Source organism: Pseudomonas baltica, assembly GCF_014235765.1.
Classification (GTDB): domain Bacteria; phylum Pseudomonadota; class Gammaproteobacteria; order Pseudomonadales; family Pseudomonadaceae; genus Aquipseudomonas; species Aquipseudomonas baltica.
The window spans coordinates 853352-870285 of the sequence record NZ_JACMYH010000001.1; the positions used below are offsets into that span (position 1 = coordinate 853352).

At 50.7% G+C, this 16934-nt stretch carries 8 protein-coding genes; 5 read left to right on the top strand and 3 right to left on the bottom strand.

The genetic code is table 11. The annotated features are described in order from the left end of the window. Positions 1-102 precede the first annotated feature (102 nt). From H7993_RS03815 to H7993_RS03835, 5 genes are all read left to right on the top strand, one after another. Positions 103-1656, top strand: a complete 1554-nt coding sequence (locus H7993_RS03815; protein ID WP_185793491.1) for a hypothetical protein — start codon at positions 103-105, stop codon at positions 1654-1656. Positions 1657-1774: 118 nt separating this feature from the next. Then, positions 1775-5554, top strand: a complete 3780-nt coding sequence (locus H7993_RS03820; protein ID WP_185793492.1) for a glycoside hydrolase family 99-like domain-containing protein — start codon at positions 1775-1777, stop codon at positions 5552-5554. Positions 5555-5557: 3 nt separating this feature from the next. Then, positions 5558-6892, top strand: a complete 1335-nt coding sequence (locus H7993_RS03825) for an alginate O-acetyltransferase AlgX-related protein (protein ID WP_185793493.1) — start codon at positions 5558-5560, stop codon at positions 6890-6892. Positions 6893-7064: 172 nt separating this feature from the next. Continuing rightward, positions 7065-7946 (top strand): class I SAM-dependent methyltransferase, encoded by an 882-nt coding sequence (locus tag H7993_RS03830; protein ID WP_185793494.1) that lies wholly within the window; start codon positions 7065-7067, stop codon positions 7944-7946. Positions 7947-8983: 1037 nt separating this feature from the next. Continuing rightward, positions 8984-11338: a DUF4214 domain-containing protein gene (locus H7993_RS03835; RefSeq protein ID WP_185793495.1), complete on the top strand. Its 2355-nt coding sequence runs from the start codon at positions 8984-8986 to the stop codon at positions 11336-11338. 143 nt (positions 11339-11481) lie between these two features. Here the strand turns inward: H7993_RS03835 and H7993_RS03840 are convergent, their stop codons facing one another. The 3 genes from H7993_RS03840 to H7993_RS03850 all read right to left on the bottom strand — a co-directional run bounded on the left by H7993_RS03840 (position 11482) and on the right by H7993_RS03850 (position 16915). Beyond that, positions 11482-13443 carry a hypothetical protein gene (locus H7993_RS03840; protein ID WP_185793496.1) on the bottom strand — a complete coding sequence of 654 codons (1962 nt, stop codon included), beginning with the start codon at positions 13441-13443 and terminating at the stop codon, positions 11482-11484. Positions 13444-13574: 131 nt separating this feature from the next. After that, entirely contained in the window at positions 13575-15458 is a 1884-nt protein-coding gene (locus tag H7993_RS03845) for a hypothetical protein (protein ID WP_185793497.1), read from the bottom strand. A gap of 155 nt (positions 15459-15613) precedes the next feature. Next, complete coding sequence (locus H7993_RS03850; protein ID WP_185793498.1) at positions 15614-16915, bottom strand: NAD(P)/FAD-dependent oxidoreductase; 1302 nt, start codon at positions 16913-16915, stop codon at positions 15614-15616. Positions 16916-16934: the final 19 nt, after the last annotated feature.

Genomic DNA, 16934 nt, shown 5'->3' on the forward strand with positions numbered 1-16934 from the left:
AGATTCGAGAGTTGATCGATGATGCGTCGTGACCAATTGCAATGCTATCAGCGTTCGATTTCAGTGTGAATTTAAGTAGAAACGATATTGGACACACCGACAATGACCGCAAAAAAAAACCGAAATGAAAAAAACACGCATGCGTTGGACAAAGAGCCAGTCATGGCGGCAGGTCTCTCGGCTCGGACGTCCATTGCTTCAAGCTTAGGAAAACTGCAAAAGGAAATTGAAAGTACTATTTTTGATTCCGAGAAAGCGGTAGCTAATCTCAACAAGCAATTAAGAAGCAAATACGCACTCATCGAAAGATTGAAAGAGGAAATCTCAACTGAATCAACAGGCCTTATACAGGGAAAAACGGGGACTACGCATCTCCACGACATATTTGAAGAACATGAGGCCGCACTGCATCGCATTAAGAAGTTAAATGAAGACTGCGATAATTTAAAGAAAGCAAATAAGCAGCTTGTAGTTGAAGAGAAGGCCGCCCTCAAGACAGTTTCTCTGATAGAAATCGAAACGATAAATACAAATGCAGAAAATAGTGAGCTATTGGCTCAGCTTCATCAATCCCAAGAGATTATCGAAGGGCTGCTTGAGAAAACAGATATTAACCAAAAGCAGCAGCGTCGCATCGAGTCTTTTATAAAAAATAACCCTAACTACTGGGAGTGCGAGTCGATTTCAATCAGCGTTGTTGATAACGAAACACTAAGCTGGATTGTGACGCAAACTTATATTAATAATCTTTATATTCCAGAGCTACGTTTCGATACTAAGGTGCATGGCGGGATTGGCACCATGACTATTTATCGATCGGGCAGTTGTTCGCCACTGGTCAAATGGCCACGTGCTTTCAAACAAAACAACGAGCTACCGCTTGTTGCCACTCAAGGACCGGTGATGCTACACGGGAACGCTATCATAAGTGAGCTGGGTTCCTCAGACTGGCTGATGTTCTGCGAACTCGTGCGCAAAGTTTTAAGATTCGTGAAGAATACCGAGCCTACAAAGCTTTCCAGTTTCAATAAAGATGTATTCATCGATGGGTTTTCGGTTTTGGATCGTGTGCTCAACGGCTGGCCAGCCCTGCTTAGATACGACCATGCATCTATATCAAACAATACTAATCTGGATAATTATCAATCAGTTTCCATCGTTCTAAAGAATGTTCGACTTGGTAACAAAGCGTGGCCAGAGCTAGAATATAAGCTCGCGAGCGCCAACGGCATCAACGGGGATTTCGGCCAGAACCCCCGACTGGAGTTCTTTGAGAGCAGTGCACATGCCTTCCATAGCTGGTTCGCAGAGAGCGATGACGCTCGTGGGAAGCGATTAGAGCTACGATTCGCGATGCCATATGCGATGGATACAAATGTATGGAGCTTATTGCACGACGAGGACAAGCTTTTACTAACCGCTCTGGTTGTCAGCTTACCAATCCAGCTTGATGAGGTGATCTCTGCAGGTACTTTGCAAGGCGAAGATTGCACGCGATGGAAAATTGTCAGCGAGTCTTTGAAACAAATACTTATCAGGAACACATCGAGCGGACCGCTACAGCCAACAGAAAAAGTCAGAAAAACAACCAGGCCGACCTTGAAAGGCGGACAAAAAAACAAAGAGCTGGATCAATCATCAACAACGAAGAGTTAAAACCGTTCATTTAACGTACGATGAGAGGAAGAGGCTGAGCCTATTAAATGCGTGCATACCAGACAATAGCGGATATCAGCCCTTTTAAATTCCAGACTGAATTTACAGTGATCACATCATGAAAAACAAGACCAGCCTTTCAATCGCTAACGAACAGTTTCGCTCTGAAGATTATAGAGGTGCGATAAAAAGCTATGAGCGCGCGAGAAAAGAAAATCCTGAGCTCGGAAAGATAGTTGAATACAATATACGTCTAGCCAAACAGCGAATACAAAAGAAAACCAAGAAGGCAGATACTATTCAGGAAAAGCTCATGAAAGATATGGCGGCATTGAGAGCCCCTATACTAGCGACCTTGAACGAATCCGCTCGACGCTCCGAAATGCTTACTCGGATAGTAGCCAACAAATATCATGACCCAGATGCATTTGATGAAGCTATTTATCTCAATGTATATCCTGATATCGAAGAAGCTGTAAGAGAAGGTGTATTCGGGTCTGCGCAACAACACTTCGACATGTTCGGACAGCATGAAAAACGAGTGCATTCATTCCAGACTTTCCGCGATAGCGTACGCAAAGAAGTCAGCGCACTTAGAACCCAAATCAATAGCATTGATAGGCTTTTCAGCAAAGGTGGCTGGCCTGAACAAGCCGTTTTATCGCAGAATGTTTCGAGTATTCCTTACTACTTGGAAAGCTCAGTACACAGTGGATCACCGCAATCCATCGACGGTATGACAGTTGCTGTACATTTGCACTTATTTTACCCTGACATGCTCCAGAAGATGATTCAGCATCTTAAGAACATACCTCTTGCTTTCGACCTTTTTGTATCTACTCCATGTAACACAACTAGTGAAATATCAGAAGAAATAGCTAAACACGTCAGCAACATACAGGAACTTAACATAAAAACGGTCCCGAACAAAGGCAGGGATCTGGCGCCATTTATCATAGAATTCGGCGCTGAACTTCAGGCCTATGACGCCGTATGTCATATTCATACAAAGAAAAGCACACATACCCAAGAGCTTGAGAGCTGGGGAGACCAGATACTCAACTCACTGCTAGGCTCGAAAGACAAAGTCCACAAGATACTGAGCTTAATAAATAGCGAGACCAAGCTTGTATACCCCGAAGGCCAAACTTATTATATCAAAGACCCATCAGGCTGGGCCGGAAACTATGACATCGCTCGAGAAGTGCTACACGAACATCTCGATATCAATATCTCGGACTTTCCAAAAATAGAATTCCCTGAGGGTTCAATGTTCTGGGCGAGTAAAGAGGGGATTTCGCCTTTCCTCTCTATGCCTCTCGGCTGGGAAAATTTTCCAGAAGAACCTATACCGACCGATGGTACTCTAGCACACGCCTTAGAACGCATTATATTGATAAGCGGGCGCAACGCTCCCGGAAAAATACTGAAACTTCTCAACGGTCAGAGCGATATAGGGAAGCTGTATTTCGAACCGCAAAGGAATTATACCAAGTTAATAAATGAACATACTATCAAGGTCTTGTCCTTCTACCTGCCGCAGTTTCACCCTATCCCTGAAAACGACGAATGGCATGGCAAAGGGTTTACCGAGTGGACAAAGGTCAAGACCTCAACGCCTTTATTCAGTGAGCACTACCAGCAGCATGTACCACATGACGACATCGGTTATTATCTACTGGACTCCCCTGCCATCCTAAAAAAACAGGCTGAGCTTATGAGACTGGCTGGCGTGCATGGCCAGATCTTCTATCATTATTGGTTCTCGGGAAAATTGATTCTGGAAGAGCCCGCACGCATGTTGCTTTCTAACAAAGATGTGGACATGCCTTACTGCTTTTGCTGGGCCAATGAGAATTGGACAAAGCGCTGGGATGGAAACGACTCCGAAGTCCTGCTATCGCAAAATTATTCCCAAGAAGATGCTGAAGCATTTATTCGTTATTTAGTGCCATTTTTGAAAGACAGTCGCTACATCACGATTGATGGTCGGCCAGTCCTTTACGTTTACCGCCCATCATCTATTCCAAATCCCGAGCAGTACATTACTACCTGGAACAAAGTATGTGCAGAACATGGCATACCTCCCCTGTACATTACGGCTATTATGACCAGAGGGGCTACTGATCCAAGAGACTACGGCATGGACGGTGCCTTGGAGAGGGTATTGCACGACTGGACCGCCGGTAATGCGCCAGAGATTAGAGATACACTGCATAAATATTGGCCAGTAAATGGCAGTGTTCTCAAGTATGATGACGTAGCTAGCTACTACATGGATCAGAACAGTGCAAAAGATTTTCAATATTTCAGAAGTCTTGTTCCTGCTTGGGATAATACCGCCCGTTATGGTTCGGAAGCCCATATTGTACATGACAGCACACCTGAAAAATTTCAGAACTGGCTTGAAAGTGCTATTTCCTACACCAAAGAAAATCTTCCAACTGACCGCCAGATAGTCGTCATCAATGCTTGGAACGAATGGGCCGAGGGTGCGCATTTAGAACCAGATGAAAACTTTGGATACGCGTATCTGAATAGTGTAGGCCGAGCATTGTCTAATATCTCATATTCAGGAGATAACGGGCATAGCTCCAATCCAAAAACCGTAACATGCATCGAAATTGAGATCCCTGATTATCTTATCCAAGAACTGGATTCTGATTCTCTGACCAAACTAAAATTCTTCAAACAACTCGCTGCTTCTATTCGCAAAAGCAAACTGAAAATTGTGCTAAGTAACAAGTTCGCTGCCGAAGAACTGAATAAATTGAAATGCCCGATCGTTCAGCTTTCACACCACAAGCCATCCTTCAAGTTACAGTTTAGGAAACTGGCACTGATAACTGAAAGCTTCATAAACGAGATGCAAAGGGCTCACTCAATCAATACCGGGTCCGTTATCATATCGAATGAATACGGCGTATCACAAGAGCTACAGAAAGATGTTGGCCATTGCTCCGTACATTCCGAAAGCGCTTACAACAATTCTGTCATCCTTATCCCCGTGGGCCACAGAGACAAAACATTTAAAATATGCCACAAAGCCCGGGTATTTCCAACGAAAGTTACGACGTCAGACCCAGCCCAGAGAGCTGAGGTGACAACTATTATTAGATTTCACAAAAATGACAATTTGAGTGAGCTCAGAAATGCGCTGTTAAGCCTGGCAGCCATTCATTCGTGCATAGTCAAGCCTTTGATATGCGCCCAAGATCTATCTCAGCAGCAACTCAAAGCATTAACGTCGCTGTGCAATAGCTTTAACTATTCTCCGTACAGCCAAACATCTATTATGAAATTCAGCTCGCACAACAACTCGCAAGATATTCGAGCTAGGCTTTTGCATGATGGATTAAATGCGGCCACCTCGCATTATGTGGCCTTCCTGGACCATGATGACTTGATGCTCAGCGACTCCTACAGCTACTTGATAAATAGGCTTCAAACAACCAACAGCAGAGCTACGTTTGGAAGAGTGTATGATACGACATATGAATCCGAGTCAGAACGCTTCATCAAAAGGAATAAAACATACGAATACGGTTTTACGTATGAAGAATTCCTAGAGACAAACCACGCCCCACTCCATAGCTTTATGCTGGACAAGTCAAAGTTTGATTCCAGCGCGCTGGAATACTTTCCAGACCAGAAATTCATGGAAGACTATTACCTCACATTGCAAATTTTTGATCAGACGACGACTGACTGGGCTTCCTTGAGCGAAAATTTCTACATCGGTGATTATCTTCACTGTACCGATAGAGCACACACGCTTGCTATTACGAACGCTGAATCTCGAGACTCTGTTATAACGAACGAGCTCTTTGAGAAATGCAAGAGCCGCCTTGATGAGCTGAAAGAACAGGTTCGACAACGCACCTTTGGGGATCATTAATTTATGGCTACCCTCCGAAATTTTGTCCCGAGCACGGCCGAAAGTGTCTCTGAACTATTGCATGCTTGGAACATCGAAGAGCCGGCACCTAGCTTCGAAGCCCCGGTGGATAGATCTCCCTTCACCATCAGTGGATGGGTTTTAAGCGTTCACGAAGCTACGCATATCTTAATAGACATCGCCGGTCGGCGATTTAGTAGCCCTATTGACATTGAGCGAACTGATGTCGTGCAAGCTCTCTCAGAGGGTTATGAAGGTCTCCACGATGTGGTGAAATGTGGATTTAGCATTGTCACTGACATCCCCTTTTCAGATGTATCTTCTTTTGATATTGCTGTTGGGCATGAAGATAGTCCATCTTGGTTGGGCACATTCTTTTTTGAGGAAGGTTCCAAGGTGCAAGTAGGGCGGGAGGGATGGCTGTTCTTAGATAACGATACAAACAATAGCGTAGAGCAGTACACTGGAGACATAGCTTTAGCTGATCAACTCAAGCTTGACTGGTTAAACTATATTGAACACTTTTCAGTGGATGCTGATCAACGTTGTTCTAAATGGCGATTTCTGCTTGCACCAGGGAAGGAATATATACTACCTGAGTACTATCCGCATACATCCAGCCCACAAAGCACACCCAACCAGTTCTTCGAAATTTTCAAAGCGAATCCTAGGTTTATCTATCCGATTGCCGAACTGACTAAACACAAAGCTCTTACCTATTGGAAAGGCGATACCCACTGGACCGATTATGGTGCTTATGTGGCGTTCACGCAGGTTGTTTCGGGCTTCAACTTGGACATAGAAGCCTTTGAGCGCCATACGAAAATTACTTATACCATTGATCATAGCACCGGAGATTTGGCAGAAAAGCTCGCTCCCCCACCGTTGCACCCTAAAATCGCTTTCAACACTGCTGATTCAACGTCAACAGTGACTTTCAGCAATCATATCAACAACAATGGTAAAATTGTCATATTCGAAAATTCATCCGCGTTAATACATAGCACCCTAGTCATCTTTGGCAGTTCATCTTCGGACAGCTTAGTTAAGCCATTTACACTATTGTTTAGTCGCGTGGTACAAGTTCACAGCAGTGCATCAGTGGATACATCAATACTGAATCACGAGTGTCCTGACTATGTCTTGCTTCAGTCAAACTCACGGTTCATCTTGGAATGCCCCCAAGTGTTTGGTACTTATTCAATCAAAAGCGTGATAGCCGACAAACTCCAACGGCTTACAGATCTTGAAAAACAGCGACTAAAGGTTAAAGTAGCTAGTTACCAATTCGGGGTATCTCACAAGAACAATTTCTATAGAGCACTAAGTACAATATGACAAACCGCTAACAAATAGGCCGATTCGAGTTTCTGAGCCACCTTCCGACAACGTTTTATGTCGGAAGCCCGGCCGGTAACCATCAGCTCATACCGAGCACTCGTGTCTGATAGACCTACCTCGGACCGTGCGCACGCCTCTTAACGATTTAGTCCTAGAGAGCAGAAAATATATGTTATTAGACGAGATTTACGCTCAACACACAGGGCGAGTTTCAGATAAGTGGCAAAGTTATCTACACCACTACGATAGATTATTTAGCCCTATCAGACACAAGCCAATCTCAATTCTAGAGATCGGAATTCAAAATGGTGGCTCACTTGAGATCTGGGACCAATACTTTCCAAATGCTACCTCCATTACAGGCTGTGACATTAACGAAAAATGCGCCTCGATAACCTACGACTCTACCAAGATAAATATTGTTATTGGTGATATAAAAAAACAAGATACGCAAAATACAATCCTGGGGATATCTCAATCTTTTGACGTTATAATCGACGATGGATCCCATACAAGCCTGGATATCATCCAAACATTTTCCGATATGTTCGCTCATATCAAAGAGGGTGGAATCTTCATAGCTGAAGATCTTCACTGCAGCTATTGGGCAGATTGGGAGGGCGGACTTAATTACCCACTTTCCGCGATGGCTTTTTTTAAAAAACTTGCTGACATAATAAACTTCGAGCACTGGCAGGTCCGTCAAACCAGAACTGAGTACCTCGCGGCTTATGGCCTAACTCCGGCGCTCAGCGAAGCTCTACTATCAGAAATCCACTCTATCGAATTTGTTAATTCAATTTGCATCATTAAACGCAAGCATGCCTCTGAAAACTCATTGGGTCATCGGAATGTTGCGGGACTACATGAGCAGGTAGTTTCTATCAAAGCATCTGGCGGAACACTGTCTAGCCCCCCTGATCTATCTACTGCCGATTATTCGACCAAGATGAAGCTTCTTGAGGCTTCCAGACAGCATACGGCCTCGCAGCTTAGGCTCATTGAAGTCGAAATTGAAGCTCTACAGAAATCGAAGAATCCGACGATATAGCGCACCCAGCGGCGCCCTAGCCAAGTAATTCTCACAGTTGTTTGATTACTCTTTGACCATGAAGATCTCCTATGAGATTGAACGTATTTACCTGCGAAGCCCAGCAGCAGCCGCTGGGCCCTTTCTTTTTCCTTAAACGTAACACTTGAACTCTCAGCAACCCCCTAGTGCCTCTGCATTCTTCGACAGTCCACATCTAGGGCCTATTTAACGTTCGTGTCTTGCACGTCCAGATCTAGGAACCGCTTTTAACAGAGTTGTGTTTTCGCCCGAATGGAGATTATTTTCTCGGCGCGAACCGGTCCGTCGAAGTACACCTTATCGTCTTGGTGTATCTGAACGATTTGTTAGGCGAAGCGCTTTACTTGCAAGGTGGCGTTAAGGCTGGCCATAGCAGCACAGAGCTTTGCCAGGTTGCACGATAGGATAAATGTGGCGTCAGCGCTGGACGAACGAGCCAGCAACAGTGTGGGCGTGACGTAACCCTAAGCGCGGATTTGGCAATTGCTGAACGACGTGATTACTGCAATCACATCGCGTTGAGCTGTTCCGTACGGTGTTTGAGACAACTCTTTTCGCGCAGAGCGTACTTCAAGTTCTCGTACAGCTAGGGTTACCAAGGGACGTACCCTTTTTATGACCGACTTCCCTCGTTCCAAACCGGTTGATTCGGACTTCGGCTCGTTCTTTATCACCTGCTCAGGCATCAAAGATTTGCTTTCGCACGCCCTAACGGCAGCGCCAGATCACCCGGAAAGCCTCCTCCAGCGTCGTCCACGTGTATTTCGTCGACTCGAGGAACACCCCCCTTCAGTCACGAGAAAGCATGCCGATAAGGTCATCAGGAATGGGCATCGTGTGTCGTCGGACGTGCCGTGACCTACCTTCGCAAATAGCAGCACCGTCATTAAGACCAAGGCCGGTCAGACGTACGCGAAACACAACGCCAGTTTTCAAGCCAGGCTCAGCGGCTTGAACTCATTACCGATTCTTGCGTTCTTGACACGGCCAGACATGCCTGCCCTGGAGTTTTTTACATGTGTTCGATGTGCGATGCGCTCACCCAACTCTGGGTTAACGGAGCGACCAGCCAGGGTGTGAGCACACAGACACCCACCTCCCAAGCCCAGCTTCAGCATCTGACGCTGGACCAGCAAGCCAGCTATCTCACCGATGGCTTTTGGCACGACGCCACTGGCGGCTCCCAGCACCATTTTGACGTGCACGCTGGTGGCTCACTCACCGTCAACCTGGCCAGGTTGAGCTCAACCGCGCAGGTTGTTGCTAAGTATGCGCTGCAAACCTGGACAAACGTCAGTGGCATCAAATTCGTGGAAACCGCCGCCGCCGGCGCGATCAATTTTAGCGAAAACAAAAGCGGTGCCTACTCCAGCTCCAACTATGCAGGCAGCATCATATCGAACAGCAGCGTCAACGTCGCTTCGGATTGGGTGAAGTACGGTTCGTATTACGTGCAAACCTACATTCATGAAATCGGCCACGCGTTGGGGTTGGGCCATGCGGGCAATTACAACGGCAGCGCGGCTTTTACCAACAATGCGTTTTACCAGGAGGACAGCTGGAAGTATTCGGTGATGTCCTACTTCAGTCAGGACGAGAATACGTATTCCAATGCTTCTTTCGGCTACGTCGTGACCCCCATGCTGGCAGACATCGTGGCCATCCAGTCGCTGTACGGCACCGCCGTCACCCGTACGGGTGATGATATTTACCGTTTCGACACGGCTGACGCCACAACCGGAACCGACTTCATGCTTGGCCGGGTAGCGACGATCTATGATTCGGGCGGCAACGACACGATCAACGTGAGCACCTATGTCGGCGCCCAGACAGTCGATTTGAGAAGCGAAGCCTTTTCCAGCGTATACGGCGGTCTATCGAATATTGCAATCGCACGGGGGACGGTCATCGAGAATGCCGTCACCGGTGCAGGCGCAGATACGCTGATCGGCAATGCAATGGGTAATTTTCTTGATGCGGGCGCGGGCAATGACCAACTGCAAGGCGGCGATGGCAACGATCGGCTAATGGGTGGGACTGGCTCGGACATGCTTAATGGTGGTAGCGGCACGGACACAGCGATATATGCCGAAGCAGGCGCCAGATACTTTGCAACTTACAAAGTCGAGCTTTTAAGCCAAGGCACCCTCAGCGTTCACGATGCGCCAACTTCCGACGTGGACACGCTTTCAAGCATCGAAAAGCTGGCTTTCATGGACCAAACCGCCACTCTCGACGAAGTGCTGATGGCTTTCCGTAGCCGATACGGGACTTTCAACGCCGACAGTGACGCCACTGTCTCGTTAAGCTTCGGCTCGGAGCTTCATCACATCGCGCTCACCGAGAGTCAGGCTGACGTTGCCAGGCTCTACACACTCTTTGGACGCACGCCTGATTACCAGGGCTTGAATCACTGGCTGACGCAACAGGCGATGGGCAGTTCGCAGGCAGAGATTCGTGATGCCTTTCTGAATTCTGCTGAAGTGGTGCAGCGCTACAGCGGGCTTGATAATCGAGACTTTGTGCTTGACCTCTACCAGACCCTTCTGCATCGCACAGGCGATGACTCAGGTGTGGCGTACTGGAACACGCTGCAGCAGGCTGGTTTGAGTCGAACAGCGGTCATTGATAGCTTCCTGAATTCGCGCGAGAGCCGCGACCTGTCGCAAGGCGAGACGGGATTTATAAAGATCGTGGCTCATAACGCCTGGAACAATCTGGATATGGTGGTGGGCAAAGGCTTGGCCACCGGCACGGTTGGCGATGATCAGGTCAGTGAGCAGGAAGTCAGGCTTGATAGCAATGGGGTTTCCCATCTGGTCGGCAACTCTGGTATCGACACCTTCATTTTCAACGACGTTGCATCCGCCTACACGATCAGCGCACTCGATACCGACACGCTATCAGTCAGCCGGTCCTCGGGATCTACTGCGCAGTTCAATCTTGATAGCTTCAACGTGCTCGATTTCGCAGATCGCGAGCTGTTCATTCTCGACGCAGCGCAGGCAAGCATTGGTCGTCTGTACACCATTCTGGATCGTATTCCCGATACCGAAGGCCTGAAGTACTGGCTGTCTCAAGGCGCCGCGAGTGAGACCGGTACCCAGGTTGCGAATGCATTTGTGCAATCTGCCGAATTTTCCCGGGGCCTGCCCGATGACAGCAACGCAGCCTTTGTCGACCATGTTTATCACAAGGTGCTAAACAGAGGCAGCGATGCTGACGGTTTGGCCTATTGGGTCCACTCGCTGGACACAGGTACAAGTCGCGGACAGGTGGCATTTGATATCGCCAACGTGGAAGAGTCCGTCGCACTGACCCAAGGGGATGCCGGGTTCATTCAATTGATTGGGCATGCTGATTGGGTTTGATGAACTTGCGCTAGAGATTGGGCAAATCCTCGCAAGATTTCATCCGATCTGGCTGATCGGAAAACGCATGTGCAGCCCTGATCGCGTTCTTCGGGCATTTATCATACATAGCCTAGCGTCAACGCTAGGCTATGTATCTTTCCTTAAGGCAACAGCTCAACTCCTCGCAACCCTACGCCCAGCCGCCGGGGATCATCCGACAGCCCTCGCTCAAGCGCTGACTTCGCATTCTCTACATGCACATCCAGTGTCAGGATCGGGGTTTTGCAGCTATCCACCTTCACCTTGACCGGGATCAAGCCATCCGCAGGCAAAGCCCCGTCGAACAGAACATTGCCGTCTTGGCTGATCTGTACAGGTTGATCTGCAAAGCTTTCGACGTGCAGGTTCAGGCTGAGGCTCTCTTTCCCTGCATAGGGTTGCGCCGGGTTGCACGGCAATACCAGCGTAGCGTTCGCGCTCGACCACCGTCCCCACGGCTCTGTAGCAAACCAGCCATCACCTATCATGGGTGAGCCGGTGCCATTGGTGCCTACCTGATAGCTACCGGGGGCAATTATGAATGCGGCAGAAGCGAGTTGGTCTTTGCTGAGTTGGACATACTGGTCTTCGGTAACTCCCGCAAAGTCGGTCTCTACCAGATTCTCCAGCTTTTTGAGGTCTAGGGTGCATAACGACGGTGCTGTGACCATGCGCTCGCGTTGGCCTGCGAAGACGAACAGCTTGTGGCAGTCAGGCCCAAGCACCGCACGCGGCTTCAACACCTTGATGGCTTCGCCATACCCGGAGTAGCGTTCGGTGAACACTTCGGCTGGCGGGTAGTAAATGCCTGGGACGTTGGTCTGAATGACGTTGGACAACCACGAAGGAGACGAATATTGCTCGGGCTTGACGGGATTGTTTTGCTGTATGCCATAGATCCCAAGAGCCAGTAGCATCAAGGTCCACAGCGCTGTCATGACGCGCCCGAAGGGTAGGCAGCGTGCGACGAAATAGACAACCGGGAAGAATGCCGGCAGGTACCACAGCGAGTAACGGGCGACACCTGGGGTGCCTGCGGAGTTGAGGTTTATGGTCGATGAATGAGCATAGAAGTTGATGAGGAAGAAGGCGCCCAGGAAAACATAGAAGGCCCTGTCGCCACCCTCCCCGGCTCTGGGTTTCGCCCATTTCAACAGCGCCACAGCGGTCAGGATGAAGAACACACCTACCGGCCAGTTCGGCAACAGGCCCAGGTCCGGATCGAGGATCCAGATATAGAACGTCGACAGATTACTGCCTAAGGAAGCGCCACCGGCGAGCAGTTGCGGTGTGATCACACCGAATCTTAGAAAGTAGTAGACCGGGTGCGCCATTACGGCAAAGGCGGTGCCGACTACCAGGCACACTTCGAATAGGGTGAAACGTTGCGTGCGCAACAGCACGAAGCGATAGGCGAACGGAATGAACGCTACCAGCGCGAAACTCGGGTTTTGCGTGGCGGCAATGCCGATGGCCAACGCACCCGCCAGGTACAGCCTGGAAAAGACGAACATGATGCCCATCAAGGTCAGACAGTAGGTCAGCACTTCTGTGTGAACCTTGTCTGTGAACCAAAGCATGGGAGAGAAAAGCGTAAGCACCGTGAAGACGCCGATGCCGCGCTTTCCATACAACCGGTAAGCGGTCATACCGGTAATGCATAGCAAGAGCCAGTGCAGCGCCAGGAACGCTTGGTGGGGCACAAGAACCAGCCCTACGAGGCTTACTGCCTTGCTGACGACAAAGGCCAGGAAGCTGTAGAACCAGAAGTGGTTGAAATCAGCCATGTCACCAAGTTGGAGTGCAGGAAACGCGGTCTGCAGCCACTCCAGCGTGACCAGATCGGCGATGCCGTGTTCCGAATAGAGCTGCTGGTAGGAGGCGAACGATGCGGGGTTCATCCAAGGTTGCAGCGTATCGCGCCAGGCCAGGTACATGGCGTAGTACTCCGAGCCATCACCCACGCGCACGGGCGCCAGGCGGCTCAACAGCAAATAGAGGAACAGCAGGGCCAGGCAAATGCCTACGTAGACGCCCATATGACGTTGTTGCGGCTGGTGAAGTACGGTTTTCGTGTCACGCATAAAGTCGACTTCCGTGCATGCTTACCGCTGGGGCTGTCAGGCCGGCAGCGGCGGGTTGGAAATGTTTAAGGCGATACCCCGTTCTATCTCGCCCACGATGGATGTCGGCAGGAGTTGGCGAAGGACTGCTGTTACTCAAACGTCAATTCCTTAACCGAGAAGCTCAATTCTCGAGTGTCTTCACTCAATCCCAGTGCCTTGGGTGAGATGGCGTCGGGCGCGTCGAACTCGACCACGTAGCCACGCTCGGTGGGTGCCGGGATTGCAACCTGAATGGGTTCTACCAAGCCTTCATAGAGAAACTCTCCTTCATACACGCGCTGGCCATTGACCTTGATCAACAGTCTTTGTCGCGGATGAGCGGCGCTCAGGAAAGGCGTGATTTTTACCTTCAGGGTATTGGGAGCAACGCTGGGTCGAAGCCAAGTAAAGCGCCCGCGTGGGGTCTGCATCCAGCGCCCGTGTGCCTCTGGAACGCTGAAACCGTCGATGCTGCCCACAGGCAAGGTGCTGTCGGAGGTGAAATCGAAGGAGGTCTGCTGCTTTTCAACCTCTTGCGCCAACGTCGCCAGGCACGCGGCCGAGTTGACTACCAGTAGACGGTTGCTGTTGCGCCGGCACTGGGGGCTGTCATAACGGGGAGTACCGGGCGCGGTGATGACATTGTCGTACTTGCTGAAATCGGTAATGGCGTGGGTGTAGAAGATTTCAGGTGTGGCGTACTTGCGTGAGGTACGAGCGATCGCCAAGGTAAACATGTAGTCGAAGGTCGGCTCCTTGCTCAGACCTATCACCACATCCTGCTTGGGCGACACTGCCGGTGTGTACTGGCTGGCCAGCAAGCCGGTCATGCTTTTTTCGAGCTGTACGAGCTCGGACACGTCGAAATCACTCTTGCGCGGCGTGGCGTTGGTTGCGATACAGAAGAACAGTACGGCCGCGCTGGGTGCAAACAGCCAACCCGGCAACTGCAACGCTCGGATTCGGGGCCGACGCAGGACCAGAGCGCCCAAGCCGACACTGGCAAGCACCAAAAATTGCGTCAGCAGCCCGTTTCCGTACTTCTTGACTGCGTAATCGGAGCCATAGCCAAACTGCGCCAGAACCATCTGCAACAGGCAGAGCGTGGCCATGGCCATGCCTAGCGCCGACAGGTACTTGAGCACGGGCCAGGCGTACTGGCCATGAGGTCGCAAGTAGGCCCACGCGGCCGTAATGGACATCGCCATTACAGCCAGGCAAACGGTGATCAAACCCACCGGGTAGCTGATTCGATCAAAGCCCAGGCCGCCGTTGTTATCCGCGATCTGGCGCATGGCAGCGAATGCCGGATTGATCAGTACGCCAGCCAACGCACAGGCCGGGACGATGAGTGCGGGCAGCAACCAGACCCTCAGTCGCGGGTCCGAACGGCGAACCTTGATGCCATCTACAAGTAACACAAAACCAAGCACACCCAGCAGCTCAAGGGTGGGCAACAGGTGTATGCCGGTGTTGATGAAGATGCCCATGACCAGAACGAAGTAGGCGCACCAGCGGCCGGCCTTGCGCTCGGACAGCAGACCGATCGCGATGACCAGCATGGTCACGCTTTGCGCCATCAACTGAGAGAAGAAGTAGTTGTCGACCAGCTCTGCGCCGTGCACTTCCAGGTGGAAGACCCGCTTGTTGAGAGATGAGAGCACGGCAAGGCAGACGATGCTCGCAACCGCCAACGCACGCGGCAGCGTGCCCAGCAGGTAGACGTAGCAAAACCAGATCAGGAAAAGTGAAAGCAGCGCGGTCAGGTGCAAGCCGAGCAACGGCGAACCCACTATGAAGCCTGCGACCGCAGCCACGATGTGGCTCAGCCGAGGGTAGAAATTCATCTCGCCCATGGAGGGATCGGTGGGATTACCGAGGTTGAATTGCTCGCCTATCCTGAACACCAGTACGTAGTGGTGGGCCAGGTCAACGGCATGCCCCCACAGCGCGTCGATGTTGAGCGCTACCAATAGCGCCAAAGCCACGAACATCAAACAGACCATCAGCTTTGACGGCACATTTCCTGCGTGCATTTGCTTCTCCAAGATGAGCGTACCCATCATCCTTTATGGGACCCTTCAAAAACGGCTCCGGGCGTCTGCACTGGTCAGACACCCGGAGATTTACCCTACCTGTGCAACCGTATTTACAGCCGCTTGGCGATCGCTCGGCCTTCACGGATGGCGTAATTGGTACCACGGTCTTCCGGATAAATCTGCGCCATGGTCGAGATCAAGGCATTGTCGTACGGCGTCGACGCGTCTGGCACGTACTGGGAGTAGTTACGCTCGGTCACCGGCTGCGCGTATTCGGAGCGCCATACCTTGTAGTCGACTACCCAGTCCTTCTCGAACTTGGGGAACATACGCTTGAGGTGGCCCAAGGCGAAGTCCAGGTACTGTTCGTCGTTATAGCCCCACACCGGATCCTGGGTTGCCAGGTAGCGCGACAGGTAAGCGATGTGCGTGCCCTTGTAGTTTTCAGGGGTGTCGAAGTTGGTGTGCTCGATCACGCCCACGAACGGGAAGCCCGGGTCGTTGACGTTCAGCCAATAGGTGTCGGACAGGCTGTGCTTTAAACGCAGCACCAGGCACATGTTGCCCAGGTACTTGACGCGGCGCAGCTTGGCCAGCCACTGGTCGTCGGCCTTGCCTTCGAACAGGTCGGCGATTAACGGGAACGACGGCGTGAACAGGAACTTCTTGCCGGCGATTTCGCCCTTGTCAGTGGTCACGGCGGTGATCTGCTTGCCTTCGGTGACCAGGCCCTGGACCTTGGTGTTCAAGGTCACTTCGCCGCCGTGCTCGCGGATGGCCGAGACCAGCGCTTCGGCCAGGCGACCGAAACCGCCCTTGAAGTAGGCCAGCTCTTCGCCGCCCTTGTCGTTACGGGTGCTGCCGCGCAGTACCAGCTTCTTCCACATCCACACGGCGTTGACCGCTTCGGCGTAGACGGAGAACTTGGAGTCGATCAACGGCTCCCAGACCACCTTGTACACCGACTTGCCGCACATGCCTTCCAGCCATTCACGAATGCTCAGGTGCTCGATGGACTTCCAGTCCTTGATCTTGCGCACTTGGAACACCAGCAGGCCCAGGCGAATACGGTCGACGAAGGACAGTGCCTTGAAGCGCAGCAGGTCCAGCGGCGTGGAGAGTTTCCACATGCGGCCGTTGAAGTACATGCCGGTACGGGTCGGCAGCAGAATCACGTCGCCTTCCAGACCCAGTTCCTTGACCAGCTCAGGTACAAACACGTCGTTGTTGAACCAGTGGTGGTAGAACTTCTCTACGCGCACGCCATCGTCGAATTCGAAAATACCGGCCAGGCCGCCAGGGGTGGAGTCCGCTTCGATGACTTGTACGCTCTTGCCTTGCTTGGCCAGCACATACGCTGCGGTGAGGCCGGTGAAACCGCCCCCTACAATCACTACGTCGTAGTTATTCATTGATGATTACCAGAATGGA